This window comes from Advenella sp. RU8 (assembly GCF_048381675.1).
Classification (GTDB): domain Bacteria; phylum Pseudomonadota; class Gammaproteobacteria; order Burkholderiales; family Burkholderiaceae_B; genus Advenella.
In genome coordinates, this window is sequence record NZ_JBLWIS010000006.1 from 1 (window position 1) to 13,317 (window position 13,317).

Sequence of the window (13,317 nt, forward strand, 5' to 3'; positions counted from 1 at the left end):
TAACCAGCCAGCATACACAAACTCGTTACCACGCCGGAGCGTGGGAACGAGCAACGAGCAAGTAATACTACCTGCAAGCTTGCCTCTGTAAAATTCAAGAACGACGCTCTTGACCCTCTAGGCAGGCCAGCTTTCCTGACTTTAATCCTTGCCCTATGCTGACAGGTGCCTGCAAGGGCAGGTATAATGCGCACAGTTCGTCTATTGGGTTAGGTCAAGCAAGTCTATTTGAGCATAACCAGATTAAGAATAAACGGAGAACATGCTCATGAAAACATTGCCTGTACAGACCGTCAATCAGTCTAGTCAGACCACGAAAAGCGCTGTCTATTATTTTTGTGCCGTATTAATTGGAGTTTTGACCGGGATCGTTGGTGGCGTGTTTCATCAATCGCTCCAAGGAGTCACCAGTTTGACCGCTCATTTGCCCTTCTTGCTGGGGCTGGAGGGGCCCTTGCTGTATTTGTTTATGGGGCTTTTTTCCGCCCTGATGTTCTGTGGCGCGGTTGCATTAGTCCGTTCTTTTGCACCCGAGGCCAGTGGCTCGGGTGTGCAGGAAGTGGAAGGCGCAATGGCGGGTTTGCGACAGGTGCGCTGGCAACGTATTTTGCCAGTTAAATTCATGGGTGGTATCTTGGCTTTAGGTGCCGGATTGGTGGGTGGGCGTGAGGGGCCGACGATTCATATGGGGGCTGCTATCGCCCAAGCTATTAGCGCCCGGTTTGCTTTTGGGGTTCAAGAAGCACGCGCCTTGTTAGGGGCGGGGGGAGCTGCCGGCCTGACTGCCGCATTTAATGCACCGCTAGCATCCATGATTTTTATTCTGGAGGAAGCCCGTAACGTTTTTCCGAATACGGCCCGTACCTATACGGGTGTTATCATTGCATGCGGCTGTAGTGCCGTGATAACGATGCTGATGTCCGGTACGACACCCTTCATGGCGCTCACTGCTACGCAAATGCCATTAGAGTTTCTGCCTGTATTTGTGCTGTTGGGTGTGATATTGGGCGTGGCGGGAGTAGTATTTAATAAAACCATTCTGTTTGGACTGGATAAAGCACAGGATATTGGTTTGCGCGTGTCCCCTTATTTTTTACCTGCTTTGCTGGGGCTTGTTATTGGTCCTTTGGTCATTGCATTTCCAGCGGCGACGGGGGGTGGCGAGTCGCTGGTTATGACGATTGTCAATCATCCTTTGCCAGTGGGTTTATTGGGACTCGTGGTACTTATACGTTTTTTTGCTACCGCGGCAAGTTATTCTTCCGGGGCGCCATCTGGTGTTTTTGCACCGATTTTGGCTTTGGCTACCTCATTAAGTGTATTTTTATTAGGATTGCTTGAGTTGGTGATGACCGTGCCCCCAGGGGCAATCGTGGCATTTGCCGTGGCGGGTATGGCAGGCCTGTTTGCCAGTACGATCCGTGCCCCTTTAGTGGGCATGGTTTTGGTGGTTGAGTTAACCGGTACTTATGCATTGATAATGCCGGTTTTGTTAACCGCAGTCACTGCGAACCTGATTGCGGAAAGCCTGGGCGGAAAACCGCTGTATGAGGTATTGCTAGCACGCACCTTGAGGTTAGCCAAGTCGAGTACCTAGTGGCAGATTGCGACTGGTGGTACTCGACATACTGAAAAACTCAGGACATTTGGCTGAGCATTTTCCGGAAACGGTTGAGTGAGAACACAAACAGGACAAAGCCAATAATAAAAAGGTAAAGAAATTGTGTCCACACAACTTCAAAGTCCGCACCGCGATAAAGAATGGCCTGGCCCAATGAGACAAAGTGGGTAGTAGGCGCCAGCAACATGATGTCCTGTACAAATTGGGGCATGCTTTCCCTTGGGGTACTGCCTCCTGAAAGCATTTGTAAAGGTAGCAGAACCAGCACCATCAGGAGTCCGAACTGGGGCATGTTGCGTGACAAGGTTGCCATGAATATGCCCAGGGAAGTCGTGGCAAACAAATGCAATGCCGCACCCGCAAGAAAAAGCATGATTGAACCTTCAATTGGTATTTTTAGTGCATCTTGGACAATCATCTGCAGTGAAAATGCCGATGAAACCAGAACTACCAGGCCCATTGACCATATTTTGGAAAGCATGATTTCAGTGGGGGTCACGGGCATGACCAACAGGTGTTCGATGGTGCCGTGTTCACGTTCGCGGATAAGGGCTGCCCCGGTCAGGATAATCGAAAGCATGGTGATGCTGTTGATGATTTCCATCAAGGCACCAAACCAGGAACGTTCCAGGGTTGGGTTGAAGCGCATTCGCAAGGCCAGATCCACCATGGGGGCCTCGGTGGCTTTGTAGCCCTGAACAAACTCCGCGACTTCACTGTTGACAATTTGCTGGATATATCCGCTTCCGGTAAATGCCTGTGACATTCGGGTGGCGTCTACGTTTAGCTGGATTTCCGGTTGCTTGCCTGCCAGTACGTCTTTCTGGAAATCAGTGGGGATATTAAGCGCGAAAGTAAAACGGCCCTCATCCATGCCGGAATCCATCTCATTGATGGAAATCATTTCCGGATGGGTAAAGCGAGGAGGGAAAAAGGCACTGACGATCCGGCCGGATAATGGGGAGCGGTCTTCATCAACAATCGCGATGGGGGCCCCATGCAGGGTTTCTGGCATGGCCGTTGCTGCGGTATAGACCGAAACGGTGAAAGTATAAATAATCAGGAACAGCATAATCGGGTCCCTGATAAGGCTCCAGAATTCTTTGATGCCTAGGCGATAAACATTTTTGAAATTGGGCATGATCAGCTGTCCTGTTTTTTCAGTAATGCAATGGACAGCAGCAGAATAAACATGGCTGCCACCAACAGAGGCCAGTAATAAAAAAAGAGGTCCTGAAAGCCGAGTGCCTTGTTGAAAATGCCCCGGCTGATCATGAGGAAGTAGGTGGTTGGAAAAATGTGGCCAATGAATGCGGCAAAACCCTCAAGGGCGGAAACCGGATTGAGCAGGCCGGAGAACTGGATAGCGGGCAACAGTGTTCCGATCATGGTAAAGAACATGGCGGCAATCTGGCTTTTGGTGAATGTTGAGGAGAACAGTCCTACCCCGGTGGCAAACAGAACGTACAGAAAGGCAGCTAGCAAGAGTGCCAGGAAATTACCCTTGATGGGAACATCAAAAACCGTGACCGCCAGAAAAGACATGAGCAGGAAGTTCATCATGCCAAGGATGACATAAGGCACCTGTTTGCCCAGCAGGAATTCGCTGCGGGTAACCGGTGTAACGTACAGGTTGATAATTGAACCGAGTTCTTTTTCCCGTACCACCGCCAGGGCGGAAAGCATGGCCGGGATCATGAGCAGCAGCAGGGGTATGACAGCCGGTACCATGGCTGGCAGGCTTTTGACATCGGGGTTATAGCGGAACCGGGTCTGAACCTGGGCCAGGAGCGTACTTGTCGGGTCTATGCCCAAACGTTCCGTGGCCATGGTGGCCAGCCAGCCTTGGTGCATCCCCATGACATAGCCTTGGACGGTTTCTGCCCGTTGCGGATTGGCGCCATCAACCCATGCGCCGATTTCCACTTTTTTTCCTTGCTTGATATCGCGGGCAAAGCCTGGGGGTATCTCTATTGCTAGCACGATTTCGTTGCTACGCATGCGCCGGTCAAGATCGGCATAGTCCTTGATAGGGGGCTTTTCAATAAAATAGCGGGAGCCGGCCAGGTTGAGCGTATAGTTTTGGCTTAATGAGGTTTGGTCCCGGTCCAGTACGGCAAAAGTCAGGTCTTCCACGTCCATGCTGATGCCATAGCCCATAATGAACATGAGAATGGCGGTTCCAAGCAGGGCAAGGGTACGGCGTACCGGATCACGCTGCAATTGCAGGGTTTCAAGCCGGGTATAACTGAAAGCTCTTGAAAAGCTGAAGCCTCTAAACCCGGGCGATTCCGGTTTGGGTTCAGGGGAGGGGGAGGCATGTTCGGGTGCTGCTTGCGATGCTGGTGTTTTACCTGCATTTTCTTCGGAAACCGCATCTTCCAGATAGGCAATGAAGGCTTCTTCCAGCGTTTGGGTACCACGTTGTTGCATCAGTTCTGCCGGTGTACCGCTAACCAGCACCTTGCCTGCATGCATGAAGGAGATGCGGTCGCAGCGTTCGGCCTCATTCATGAAGTGGGTGGAAATAAAAATGGTTACCCCGTCTTTGCGGGCCAGGTCTATCATGAGTTGCCAAAACATATCCCGTGCAATCGGGTCCACACCTGAAGTGGGCTCATCCAGGATGAGCAATTCAGGCCCGTGAACCACAGCAACAGCCAGGGACAGTCGCTGGCGTACACCCATGGGCAGGTTGTCGGGCAAGGCGTTAACTGCATCCGCAAGGTCAAAGCGCTGGATCATGGCTTCAACACGGGCAGGAATTTGTGCTTCGGGTACCTTGAAGAGGCGGGCATGCAGCACCAGGTTTTGCTTTACCGTCAGTTCCGAGTAAAGGGAAAAGGCCTGCGACATATAGCCTACCCGGCGCCGGGTATCAATGTCTTTGGGGTTAACCTCTTGGCCAAACAGCCAGGCCTTGCCTTCAGAGGCCTCTAGCAGCCCCGTCAGCATTTTCATGGTGGTGGATTTACCGCAGCCGTTGGAGCCCAGAAAACCGAAAATTTCACCCTTTTGGATGCGAAAATTGACATGGTCAACCGCCACAAAATCACCGAAGCGCATGGTTAAATCTTGTGCTTCAATGGCAATGTCGGCATTCTCATCATTGAATGGAGGGATGGCAATGGCATGGTGCGCTACCCTTTTTTCTTCGGGGAGCAGCTTGATGAAGGCCTCTTCCAGTGAACTGGAGCCGGTTTTTTCATGCAGTTCATGGGGTGTCCCGGTTGCCAGCACCTTGCCATCATCCATGGCAATCAACCAGTCGAAGCGGTCGGCTTCTTCCATATAGGCGGTTGCCACAATCACACTCATGTGTGGCCGGTTTTGCCGGATACGATTGATCAGGTCCCAGAACTGGCTGCGGGCCAGTGGATCAACACCGGTAGTTGGCTCGTCAAGAATCAATAAGTTTGGGTCGTGAATCAGGGCACAGCACAAACCCAGTTTTTGCTTCATGCCCCCGGACAGTTTGCCTGCCGGGCGGGATAAAAAAGGATACAGGCCGGTGCTTTGGGTAAGGTCATCAATCCGCTTGCGTCGTTCCTGTTCATCGTGACCGAACAGGCGGGCAAAAAATTGAAGGTTTTCTTCAATAGAAAGGGTGGGGTAGAGGTTTTTACCTAGCCCTTGGGGCATGTAGGCAATATGGGGACAAACCTGGCTGCGGTGTGCTGCATCGGCCATGCTGCCATTTAATACCTGCACGCTACCGGACTGAATGGCACGGGCACCGGCAATGAGGGATAAAAGACTGGATTTGCCAACACCATCGGGGCCAATGAGTCCCACCATCATGCCTGCTGGAATAGTCAGGCTGATATTGTCCAGTGCCTGCTTTTTGCCGTAGCTTAGGCTGACCTCATGCAGGCTGGCTACCGGTGTATTCATGGCTTGCTTACTCCGGCAGCTTTACGCTTAAATGTTCGGGCCAAGGCTTGTTCTGGTCCAGTTTGATCCAGGCCATGCCTGGCAGGCCTGTCTTGACTTGTTCAAGATGTTTTTGCAGCAGTTCGGGGGGGATTCGAGCCTTGACGCGGAACATGAGTTTTTGGCGTTCACTGGCGGTTTCAACGGTTTTGGGGGTGAACTGTGCTGCGCTGGCCACAAAAGAAACCTTGGCCGGGATGACGTACTCTGGGGCGGCATCAAGGACAATATGTACATCGGTACCCAGGGCAATGCGTCCCACTACGGTTTCGGGCAGGAAGAAAGTCATATAGACATCGTTAAGGTCGATGACATTCAGGATTTTGCCACCGCCACCCACAACTTCGCCTGGCTGGGCAATGCGAAACTGAACGCGTCCGTCACGTGGTGACTTCAGGATGCTGTCATCAATATCAGCCTGGATGCGCTTGATGGCTGCTTCTGCCGCAAGTACTGCCGACTCTGCGCCGATTACCTGGGCCTTGGCTGCCTTGATGGCTGCCTGTGCGGCATTGAGTTGGGCGTTTGCTGCATTCAGTCCTGCTTCGGTGCTGCGTGCCGCTGAACGGTCATCGTCAAGGGTTTGTTTGGGTATGGCACCTCGGGCCGCCAGGGTTTCGGTTCGGCTCAGGCGTTGTTTGGCCAGGGTGAATTGACTTTCACGCTGTGTGACTACCGCCTGGCTGGCGGTGTATTCGCTTTCACGGGCGTTAACCTGTACTTTGGCAATGTTCACATTGTTCAATGCCTGCTGATGCTCTGCCTTTGCCTGCTCAAGCTGGGCTTTCAGGACATCAATTTGCATGTGGGCCAGGGGTTGGCCTGCCTTGATGAAGTCTCCTTCGTTGACCTGGATTTCCTGGATGCGCCCGGCGAGCTTGCTGGAAATATCCAGTTCGGTTGCCTCGATGCGGCCATTGCTGCTGATAAATCCATCAAGCTGATTGTTGGACTCGGCCTGTTTCCAGTAATAGACGCCGATGGCAATAGCCGCAAGGATAATAATGACGGGGATAATCGGTTTTTTGTTTGATGCGCGCATTGAGAAACTCTGATGGCAGGAAACCAGGATGTCATCATGAGACGGTCAAGCCTGGCGGAATGATGACAGGTGAGGTATTGGTTTTAGTAGCCAAAAACTTCGATGGCTTTCTGGATGATGACATAAATCATGACGAACAGGCCTAGGCCCATGACGACAATGCCCGGATTATGGTCTTTCAGGCCGATACCGATAAAAACAATAATAATGCCAATGACAAAAACAAGGTGTAAAGGTATATCACTGAAAAACATGGTGCATCCTAATTTTAATGACAGTCACAGGGTTATGCCCAACTGTAGATAGGGCTGCCTATTTTTTATCTGTTAAGTATATCAAATGCACATAAGGCATTTATTAAAAAGAAAATTTTAAGGGTTAAAAGAAACAGTACGTAAATGCGGATTTAAACCAGCCGGAAAGCAGTGGGGGAGCAGGGGAAATAGGTTGGACAGGCCCACGCAGCTGTTAGGTTAGCGTGGGCCGTTTGATTATTATTGGCGGGCCTGGCGGGCTGTCGCCAGGGAATGGACGGGATAAGTGCTGCGCCAGGGGTTGATATCCAGGCCGCCCCTTCGGGTATACCGCGCATACACAAAGAGTTTGGTGGGCTGGCAGTGTTTCAGGATGTCACAAAAAATCTGTTCCACGCATTGCTCATGAAAACCGTCATGGTTGCGGTAAGAAATAATGTATTCCAGCAGGCTTGCGTGGTTAATTGCCGGCCCTTCATAACTGATTTGCAGGCTACCCCAGTCGGGTTGCCGTGTGACCGGGCAGTTGGATTTAAGCAGGTTCGAGACCAGGGTTTCATGCGCGATGGTTTCAGGTTCGCATTGAAGCAGGCTTGCCGCAGGCTCATAGTGCTTGGGGACTATATCCAGTTCGTCAATGAGCGTGCCATCAAGATTGTGTATGCTTTGCTGTTCAAAATTGTCTGGCTCGACTAGCAGGATTGAGACCGGAGCGCCGCTGGCGGCAGATAAATCTTTTTGCAGGTGGGCCAGCAGGTTTTCTGACGATTCCAGCCGGGTCTGGTTAAATGAATTCAGGTAAAGCTTAAAAGATTTCGATTCGATGATGTTGGGTGCGGCTGCATCAAAAGTAAATGTGGCCATGGCTACCCGTGGCTTGCCTTTGGGATTTAGCCAGGATAGCTCGTAGGCAGTCCAGATATCGGCACCATACCACTGGGGGTGCGGCTGCAAAGAAAGTTGCGCCCTGCCAGTAGAGCGGGGAATCGGAAACAGAAGGGATGGGTCGTATTGATCCGGGTATTGCGTTTCTTTTCCCAAAGGAGCCTGGTGAAGTTCACGATTGGTCATGGCTGGCGAACAATTAATTTTGAGGTTGTATGAAAATGGTTTTGTTGCGTGAGACAGACTGGATTTGATCAGCTTGCACTGCGTTTTCCGGCTCAAGATCGGGAAAGGTTTCTGAGTCAAAGGCCTTGTCACCGTTTTCATCGGCCAGCCCGGTAGGCTTGAGGCCGACAAAATCAAACAGCTGGCGATCCATCAAATGTGAGGGGGTAACCGCAGACAGGGATTTGAATATATTCCATACTTTTTTGGGGCTTTCTTTTTCCCATGCCCGGATCATCTGGTTGATCTCCTGTCGTTTCAGGTTTTCCTGGGAGCCGCACAGGTTGCATGGAATGATGGGGAACTGTTTCATTTCGGCATAGGCAATCAGGTCTTTTTCGGCGATATAGGCAAGTGGCCTGATGACCGTATGTTTGCCATCGTCGGAAACCAGCTTGGGCGGCATGGTTTTAAGTTTGGCTGCATAAAACAGGTTCAGGAAGAAGGTCGCCAAAATATCATCCCGATGATGACCAAGGGCAATTTTGGTTGCGCCCAGCTCATCGGCTACACGATATAAAATACCGCGCCGCAGTCGAGAGCATAATGAACAGGTTGTTTTGCCTTCCGGAATCAGTCGCTTGACGATGGAATAGGTGTCCTGGTTTTCAATATGAAAAGGAACCCCGATTTTTGTCAGGTACTCGGGCAGGATGTGCTCGGGAAATCCGGGTTGTTTCTGATCCAGGTTGACGGCCACAATGTCGAATTTGATGGGGGCTCGTTTTTGCAGGGTCAGGAGGATATCCAGCATGCCGTAAGAGTCTTTGCCACCCGAAAGGCAAACCATCACTTTGTCGCCATCTTCAATCATGTTGTAATCAACAATGGCGGTAGCCGCTTCCCGGATAACTCGTTTGCTTAGCTTGTTGTTTTCAAGGCGGACTTTTTCGGCAGCTGCGCCACTATGCTCGGTACTCATGTTTATCTTCCTGCAACAACTTCGATGCCAACCGCATCACAATCGGCAAAAGCCATGGGTTTGCTGATCCTGAGCATGACTTTCTGGACCTCAGGGAAATCTTTCAGCAAACGGTTGGCGATCATGTCGCCCAGTGATTCAACCAGGTGAATGTGTGCACGGGTACATTCTTCGATAATGGCTTCACGTAGTTTGCGATAATCAAGAACGCTGCTGATATCGTTGTCATTCAGTTGTCTGGGGACATGAATATCTATTTCTGCATCAATATGCAGGGGTTGGGTTGCACGCAGCTCATGTTCAAGAATGCCAATACGGGCATCAAGGGCAAGGCGAGAGAAGAATATACGACGAGTTGACATAGAATTAAGGTTAATATGTAGCGACAAAGAATAACGCGTTTTCTTTGCAATTTATCAAGGGCTTAATTGTAGTGGTTATCTCATTTGAAGAGGCTACAATGAGGCCTTCAAGGTAAAGAAAATCATTGATTTTTCATGGAAAAAAGGATTTGGCTTAATGCAACCGGTTGTATATGATGCGATTGTGATTGGCGCAGGCCCTGCGGGCGCTTCTTGCGCAGTATGGCTTGCCCATTTGGGCTTTTCCCCGTTAATTCTTGATGCCTCTGAGCAGGTGGGGGGCTTGGCTGCACATAACCCCTTCGAAGATGCATGGAACGTAACCGCTCCCGGGTTGACCGGCGAAGAGGTGGCGGTGCAGATCAAGCGTAGCCTTGATGGTGCCAGGGTACCCGTACTATTGAAAATGCGGGTGGATAGGGTGGAGATTATCGAAGATCCCGGGCAGATCAATACTTTGTTGAACAAGGCGGATAACCATGAAACAGCGGTTTTTCAAAAACTGTTTCGGGTTTACTTTGATGGTCATTCTCTCCTGTCACGCTTTGTGGTAGTGGCCAGTGGCGTCACCGCCCGTTTTCCAACCGAATTGGCCAATCAAAAATATGATCATGTCTTGGTTGGACCCGGCAGGCATATCTCGAAATATGAGTTTGCCAACAAGAAGGTCGCTGTCTTGGGAGGCGGTGACAATGCTTTTGAAAATGCCATTTTTGCGCAAAAAAGAGGCGCCTTGTCGGTGGATATTTATGCCCGTCATGTCAGGGCACAAAAACAATGGTTTGAATCCCTGGCACAAAACCGGATTCATACCGGAGAGTATGTGTTTGATCCGCTAGCCAGGACCGTAAACGGGCATCAGTATGATGTGGTTATGGTATTTTACGGCTGGCAGGCGCAGCTTAATGGCGTGGAAAGCCTGGGTCTTTCTTGCAGCGAAAAAGGCTATGTCAATACAAATGTACATACCGCCGAAACGAATGTGCCGGGAGTGTATGCGATTGGGGAAGTGGCTAACCGCCATCATCCCTGTATCATTACGTCCATGGCAGACGGGGTAGTAGCCGCCAAGGCTATACAGCAGAGGCTGGAGCAGGAAGAACTTGAGTTGGTTCGCTAAGCAAGAGCTAAGGGCGTGCGCTGGCACGAACCTGGTCTATAGACTTGCAAAGCCCGGGCAGGGCACGAATCAGCCGTGCTGTAGGGCGAAATAAAATATCGGGATGTTGGGTAACAATGTCCCGCTGTTCAAATGCAAACCCTTTGTTGTTGAAAAAGGCCAGTATGTCTTTGGGCGTTTCTTCCTTGGCAGCGCCAGCCAGTATGAGTTGTGGCCTGCGCTGCATAATGCTTTCCATACTTACAATAGGAGAAGGGGTATTAAGGTCTTTGAAAATATTGTAGGCACCGCACACTTGCAGCATTTCATTCAGGATAGGCTTGCCCCCCAGCGTGTAAAGCGGCGTGTTACCTAAGAAAATATAAACAGGAACAAGGGTTCGGGCGCTGTATTCGTCACGGGTATGGCTAATGATTTCTTCCAGTTCATTAGCCAGTGGCCGGGTTTGTTCCAGCGTGCCGGCAAGCGTGGCAATTTGCAAAAGGTCTGCTGTGATGTCTGCCAGTTTTTCTGGCTGAAGAGACAAAACCGGTACCATGCGTTCAGCCTGTTGAAGCCCTGAAACGGGCAAGCCACCAGAGGACCAGGCCACAACCAGGTCGGGTTTCAGGCTAAGCAATAACTCGGCATTGGGGCGCAGGCTGTCGCCAACACTGGGAATGTTGTTTGCTGCGGGTGGGTAGTTGCTGCCTTTGGCTACGCCAATCAGGTTTTCTTCAGCCTGAGCTGAAAATATAAGTTCTGTAGCATGGGGCGACAGGCTAATAATACGCTTTGCCGTGTCCGGCAAGGGGGCGCTTAAAGTGCCTGCCCGGGTGGGCAGGGCAGCATTCCATGAACCGGCCAGAAGGCAAATGCCGGTGAAAAGCCAGTGATGAAGCTTCATGTTTTTGATCCGAAAAAGCCTGCTTGTATATATGCAGGTTCATGGTTTTCAAACCTGCAGACAGCTTGGGTGGTCCAGAAAATCCATCAGCCGATTCCGGTTCTCCCTGCCAATGAGATAGGCAGGGAGAACCGGAAACTCATGGCTAGCCTGTTACATGCGCCAAGCCAAGTTTAGAAATACATTGGAGCCCTGGGTATTGTATCCGTAGGCAGTATTGTATTTCTTGTCGGTTACATTGTTCCAGAAGATCTGGCCCTGCAGGTTTTTGTTGAATTGGTAGGACGCATGCAGGTTGAGCAGGCCGTAGCCCCCCAGTTTTTTGGCATCAGTGTTATGTTTGTCATCATAGCGTTTGCTGACAAATTGATAGCTGGCACCCAGTTCGGCATTGTCCAGCTTATGGGTAACCGAGAGACGATAAACCTGCTTCGCCCTGCGGACCAGGGTTTTTCCGCTGATGTCATCTTTGGGATTCAGGAAATCGGCGCCGGCGCTGAGCAGGGTGTTGCCAAACTGGTGGGAGGCTTCCAGTGACAGGCCGCGAATCGTGGCTTTTTCTGTATTTTCAGAGGTGCAGTTGAACATCGCATCGCATACGTAAGGATTGATCAGGTCTCTGAATTTGTTCTGGAAGATCACCAGGCCTAGTTGGGTGTCATCGCTTTGGTAGCGCAGGCTGGCCTCGATGTTTTTGGATTTCTCCGGTTTCAGGTTGGGATTGCCCTGGTAGCCCCAGCTAAGTGGCGTGTACAGGTCGGCAAAGGTTGGTGCACGAAACCCGGTGCTGGCTGCGACTCCCAGCTTGAGCGAAGAGGTCAGGTCGTAGTCATAGCCCAGGCTACCTGTGGTTTTGTCGCCATAACCGGAAATATTGTCGTTGCGGACGCTGGCCTGCAAGTGATGACGGTCAAAATCACCCCGGTAGATCAGGCCAATCGCATTGGTGTCACGGTGTTGGCGGGTTAAGATGGAAGTGCCACCTGCCCGTTCGTCAAGGTGCTCCAGTACCAGTGAGAGTGAATTGTTCTTGTCTAGCTTAAGGTTGTTTTGCCAGCTGTATTGGCGCTGGATGGTCCCTAATTCGGAGCGGCCATAAGAGGCTTGGGAGTCATAGTCGCTTTTGCTGTAGCCAAAACTCAGGATGCTTTCCCAGTTATCGGTGATTTGATTGGTACTGCTTAGTGTATACGCTTGCTGGCGGGTAATGCCGTAGGTATCCGCATAATACTCTCCGGAATCAAAGTCACCATGGTTATAGCCATGCAGGAAAGTCAGGTCAACCCGCTGGCCGGGATTCCATTCATAACCCAACGAACCGGTCAGGCTGGTTTGGGTATAGCCATCGTCATCGGGATTGTAAGTGTAAGGGCCTGAGTCAGGATTGGTGGCATTAAAGCCGTCGCTGGATGCATAGCTGGCTGCCAGGCTATAGTTCCAATTATTTTGTGCCCCGGAAAAACCGAAACCGGCCTTGAACGTGCTGTCGGTGCCGACTCCAAAATTGCCAAAGGCACTGAAGGGGCGGTCTTGTCCGCCGGGTTTGGTAATGATGTTAATCACGCCACCCATGGCGTTCGACCCATACAGGCTGCTGGCTGCACCACGAATGATTTCAATCCGTTCAATGGTACTGGGGTCAATGGCTGACCAGTGAGTGGAGCCTGACATGTTGTCATTGATGCGCATGCCATTGACCATGACCAGCGATTGCTGGGGGCTTGCGCCACGCATATAAACGCCAGAAAGCGTTTGTGGCCCACCCGAGTTATAGATTTGAAGACCCGGCTGCCTGGACAGAATATCAGTCAGGGGTTGCATGCCGGAATTTTGCAGTGTTTCAGCCTGAATTACTGTCACATCACCAATGACCTTATCCAGCGGCTGCGTCATGCGGGCAGGGGTGGCAACAATGGTGTCCAGGACAGTGGGATTAACGGCAGGGCTGGTTGGGGTTTGGGCAAAAAGCAATGTCGGTGCGAAACAGGCAGTCAGTGCCAGCGCACGAGGGTGGAGCGTAAAATTCATTTAAATGGCCTTCACAATATGTGCGACCCCGCACATAGG

The 13,317-nt window shown here is 51.1% G+C and carries 11 protein-coding genes; 2 read left to right on the top strand and 9 right to left on the bottom strand.

Going from position 1 to position 13,317, the window contains the following annotated elements; genetic code table 11:
• Positions 1–268: 268 nt before the first annotated feature.
• Entirely contained in the window at positions 269–1,597 is a 1,329-nt protein-coding gene (gene clcA, locus ACM5Q9_RS08820; RefSeq protein ID WP_418144366.1) for a H(+)/Cl(-) exchange transporter ClcA, read from the top strand.
• A gap of 40 nt (positions 1,598–1,637) precedes the next feature.
• Here the strand turns inward: clcA and ACM5Q9_RS08825 are convergent, their stop codons facing one another.
• The 7 genes from ACM5Q9_RS08825 to folB all read right to left on the bottom strand — a co-directional run bounded on the left by ACM5Q9_RS08825 (position 1,638) and on the right by folB (position 9,244).
• Positions 1,638–2,762: an ABC transporter permease gene (locus ACM5Q9_RS08825; RefSeq protein WP_418144367.1), complete on the bottom strand. Its 1,125-nt coding sequence runs from the start codon at positions 2,760–2,762 to the stop codon at positions 1,638–1,640.
• Between the two features lie 2 nt (positions 2,763–2,764).
• Positions 2,765–5,515: a ribosome-associated ATPase/putative transporter RbbA gene (gene rbbA / locus ACM5Q9_RS08830; protein ID WP_418144368.1), complete on the bottom strand. Its 2,751-nt coding sequence runs from the start codon at positions 5,513–5,515 to the stop codon at positions 2,765–2,767.
• A gap of 7 nt (positions 5,516–5,522) precedes the next feature.
• Positions 5,523–6,596: an HlyD family secretion protein gene (locus tag ACM5Q9_RS08835; RefSeq protein ID WP_418144369.1), complete on the bottom strand. Its 1,074-nt coding sequence runs from the start codon at positions 6,594–6,596 to the stop codon at positions 5,523–5,525.
• 83 nt (positions 6,597–6,679) lie between these two features.
• A complete protein-coding gene (locus ACM5Q9_RS08840; protein ID WP_418144370.1) occupies positions 6,680–6,850 on the bottom strand; it encodes a hypothetical protein in 171 nt (56 codons plus the stop codon).
• 240 nt (positions 6,851–7,090) lie between these two features.
• Entirely contained in the window at positions 7,091–7,921 is an 831-nt protein-coding gene (gene queF, locus ACM5Q9_RS08845; protein WP_418144371.1) for an NADPH-dependent 7-cyano-7-deazaguanine reductase QueF, read from the bottom strand.
• A 13-nt stretch (positions 7,922–7,934) separates the two neighbouring features.
• The gene (gene ttcA, locus ACM5Q9_RS08850) at positions 7,935–8,882 is read right to left on the bottom strand and encodes a tRNA 2-thiocytidine(32) synthetase TtcA (protein ID WP_418144372.1); all 948 of its coding nucleotides are present in this window, start codon (positions 8,880–8,882) and stop codon (positions 7,935–7,937) included.
• A 2-nt stretch (positions 8,883–8,884) separates the two neighbouring features.
• Entirely contained in the window at positions 8,885–9,244 is a 360-nt protein-coding gene (gene folB, locus ACM5Q9_RS08855; protein ID WP_418144373.1) for a dihydroneopterin aldolase, read from the bottom strand.
• Positions 9,245–9,401: 157 nt separating this feature from the next.
• Between folB and ACM5Q9_RS08860 the strand changes: the two genes are divergently transcribed.
• Positions 9,402–10,364 carry an NAD(P)/FAD-dependent oxidoreductase gene (locus tag ACM5Q9_RS08860; RefSeq protein WP_418144374.1) on the top strand — a complete coding sequence of 321 codons (963 nt, stop codon included), beginning with the start codon at positions 9,402–9,404 and terminating at the stop codon, positions 10,362–10,364.
• A gap of 7 nt (positions 10,365–10,371) precedes the next feature.
• On the opposite strand, the gene ACM5Q9_RS08865 is transcribed toward ACM5Q9_RS08860, so the two are convergent.
• Both ACM5Q9_RS08865 and ACM5Q9_RS08870 read right to left on the bottom strand, forming a co-directional pair.
• Positions 10,372–11,250, bottom strand: a complete 879-nt coding sequence (locus ACM5Q9_RS08865) for an ABC transporter substrate-binding protein (RefSeq protein WP_418144375.1) — start codon at positions 11,248–11,250, stop codon at positions 10,372–10,374.
• A 153-nt stretch (positions 11,251–11,403) separates the two neighbouring features.
• The gene (locus tag ACM5Q9_RS08870) at positions 11,404–13,278 is read right to left on the bottom strand and encodes a TonB-dependent receptor domain-containing protein (protein WP_418144376.1); all 1,875 of its coding nucleotides are present in this window, start codon (positions 13,276–13,278) and stop codon (positions 11,404–11,406) included.
• Between the last annotated feature and the right edge of the window lie 39 nt (positions 13,279–13,317).

Coding starts and splice junctions, on each gene's coding strand:
- queF (WP_418144371.1), bottom strand. CDS start 7,921: ATGACCAATCGTGAACTTCACCAGGCTCCTTTGGGAAAAGAAACGCAA.
- ACM5Q9_RS08865 (WP_418144375.1), bottom strand. CDS start 11,250: ATGAAGCTTCATCACTGGCTTTTCACCGGCATTTGCCTTCTGGCCGGT.
- rbbA (WP_418144368.1), bottom strand. CDS start 5,515: ATGAATACACCGGTAGCCAGCCTGCATGAGGTCAGCCTAAGCTACGGC.
- ACM5Q9_RS08860 (WP_418144374.1), top strand. CDS start 9,402: ATGCAACCGGTTGTATATGATGCGATTGTGATTGGCGCAGGCCCTGCG.
- ACM5Q9_RS08870 (WP_418144376.1), bottom strand. CDS start 13,278: ATGAATTTTACGCTCCACCCTCGTGCGCTGGCACTGACTGCCTGTTTC.
- ACM5Q9_RS08840 (WP_418144370.1), bottom strand. CDS start 6,850: ATGTTTTTCAGTGATATACCTTTACACCTTGTTTTTGTCATTGGCATT.
- folB (WP_418144373.1), bottom strand. CDS start 9,244: ATGTCAACTCGTCGTATATTCTTCTCTCGCCTTGCCCTTGATGCCCGT.
- ttcA (WP_418144372.1), bottom strand. CDS start 8,882: ATGAGTACCGAGCATAGTGGCGCAGCTGCCGAAAAAGTCCGCCTTGAA.
- ACM5Q9_RS08825 (WP_418144367.1), bottom strand. CDS start 2,762: ATGCCCAATTTCAAAAATGTTTATCGCCTAGGCATCAAAGAATTCTGG.
- ACM5Q9_RS08835 (WP_418144369.1), bottom strand. CDS start 6,596: ATGCGCGCATCAAACAAAAAACCGATTATCCCCGTCATTATTATCCTT.
- clcA (WP_418144366.1), top strand. CDS start 269: ATGAAAACATTGCCTGTACAGACCGTCAATCAGTCTAGTCAGACCACG.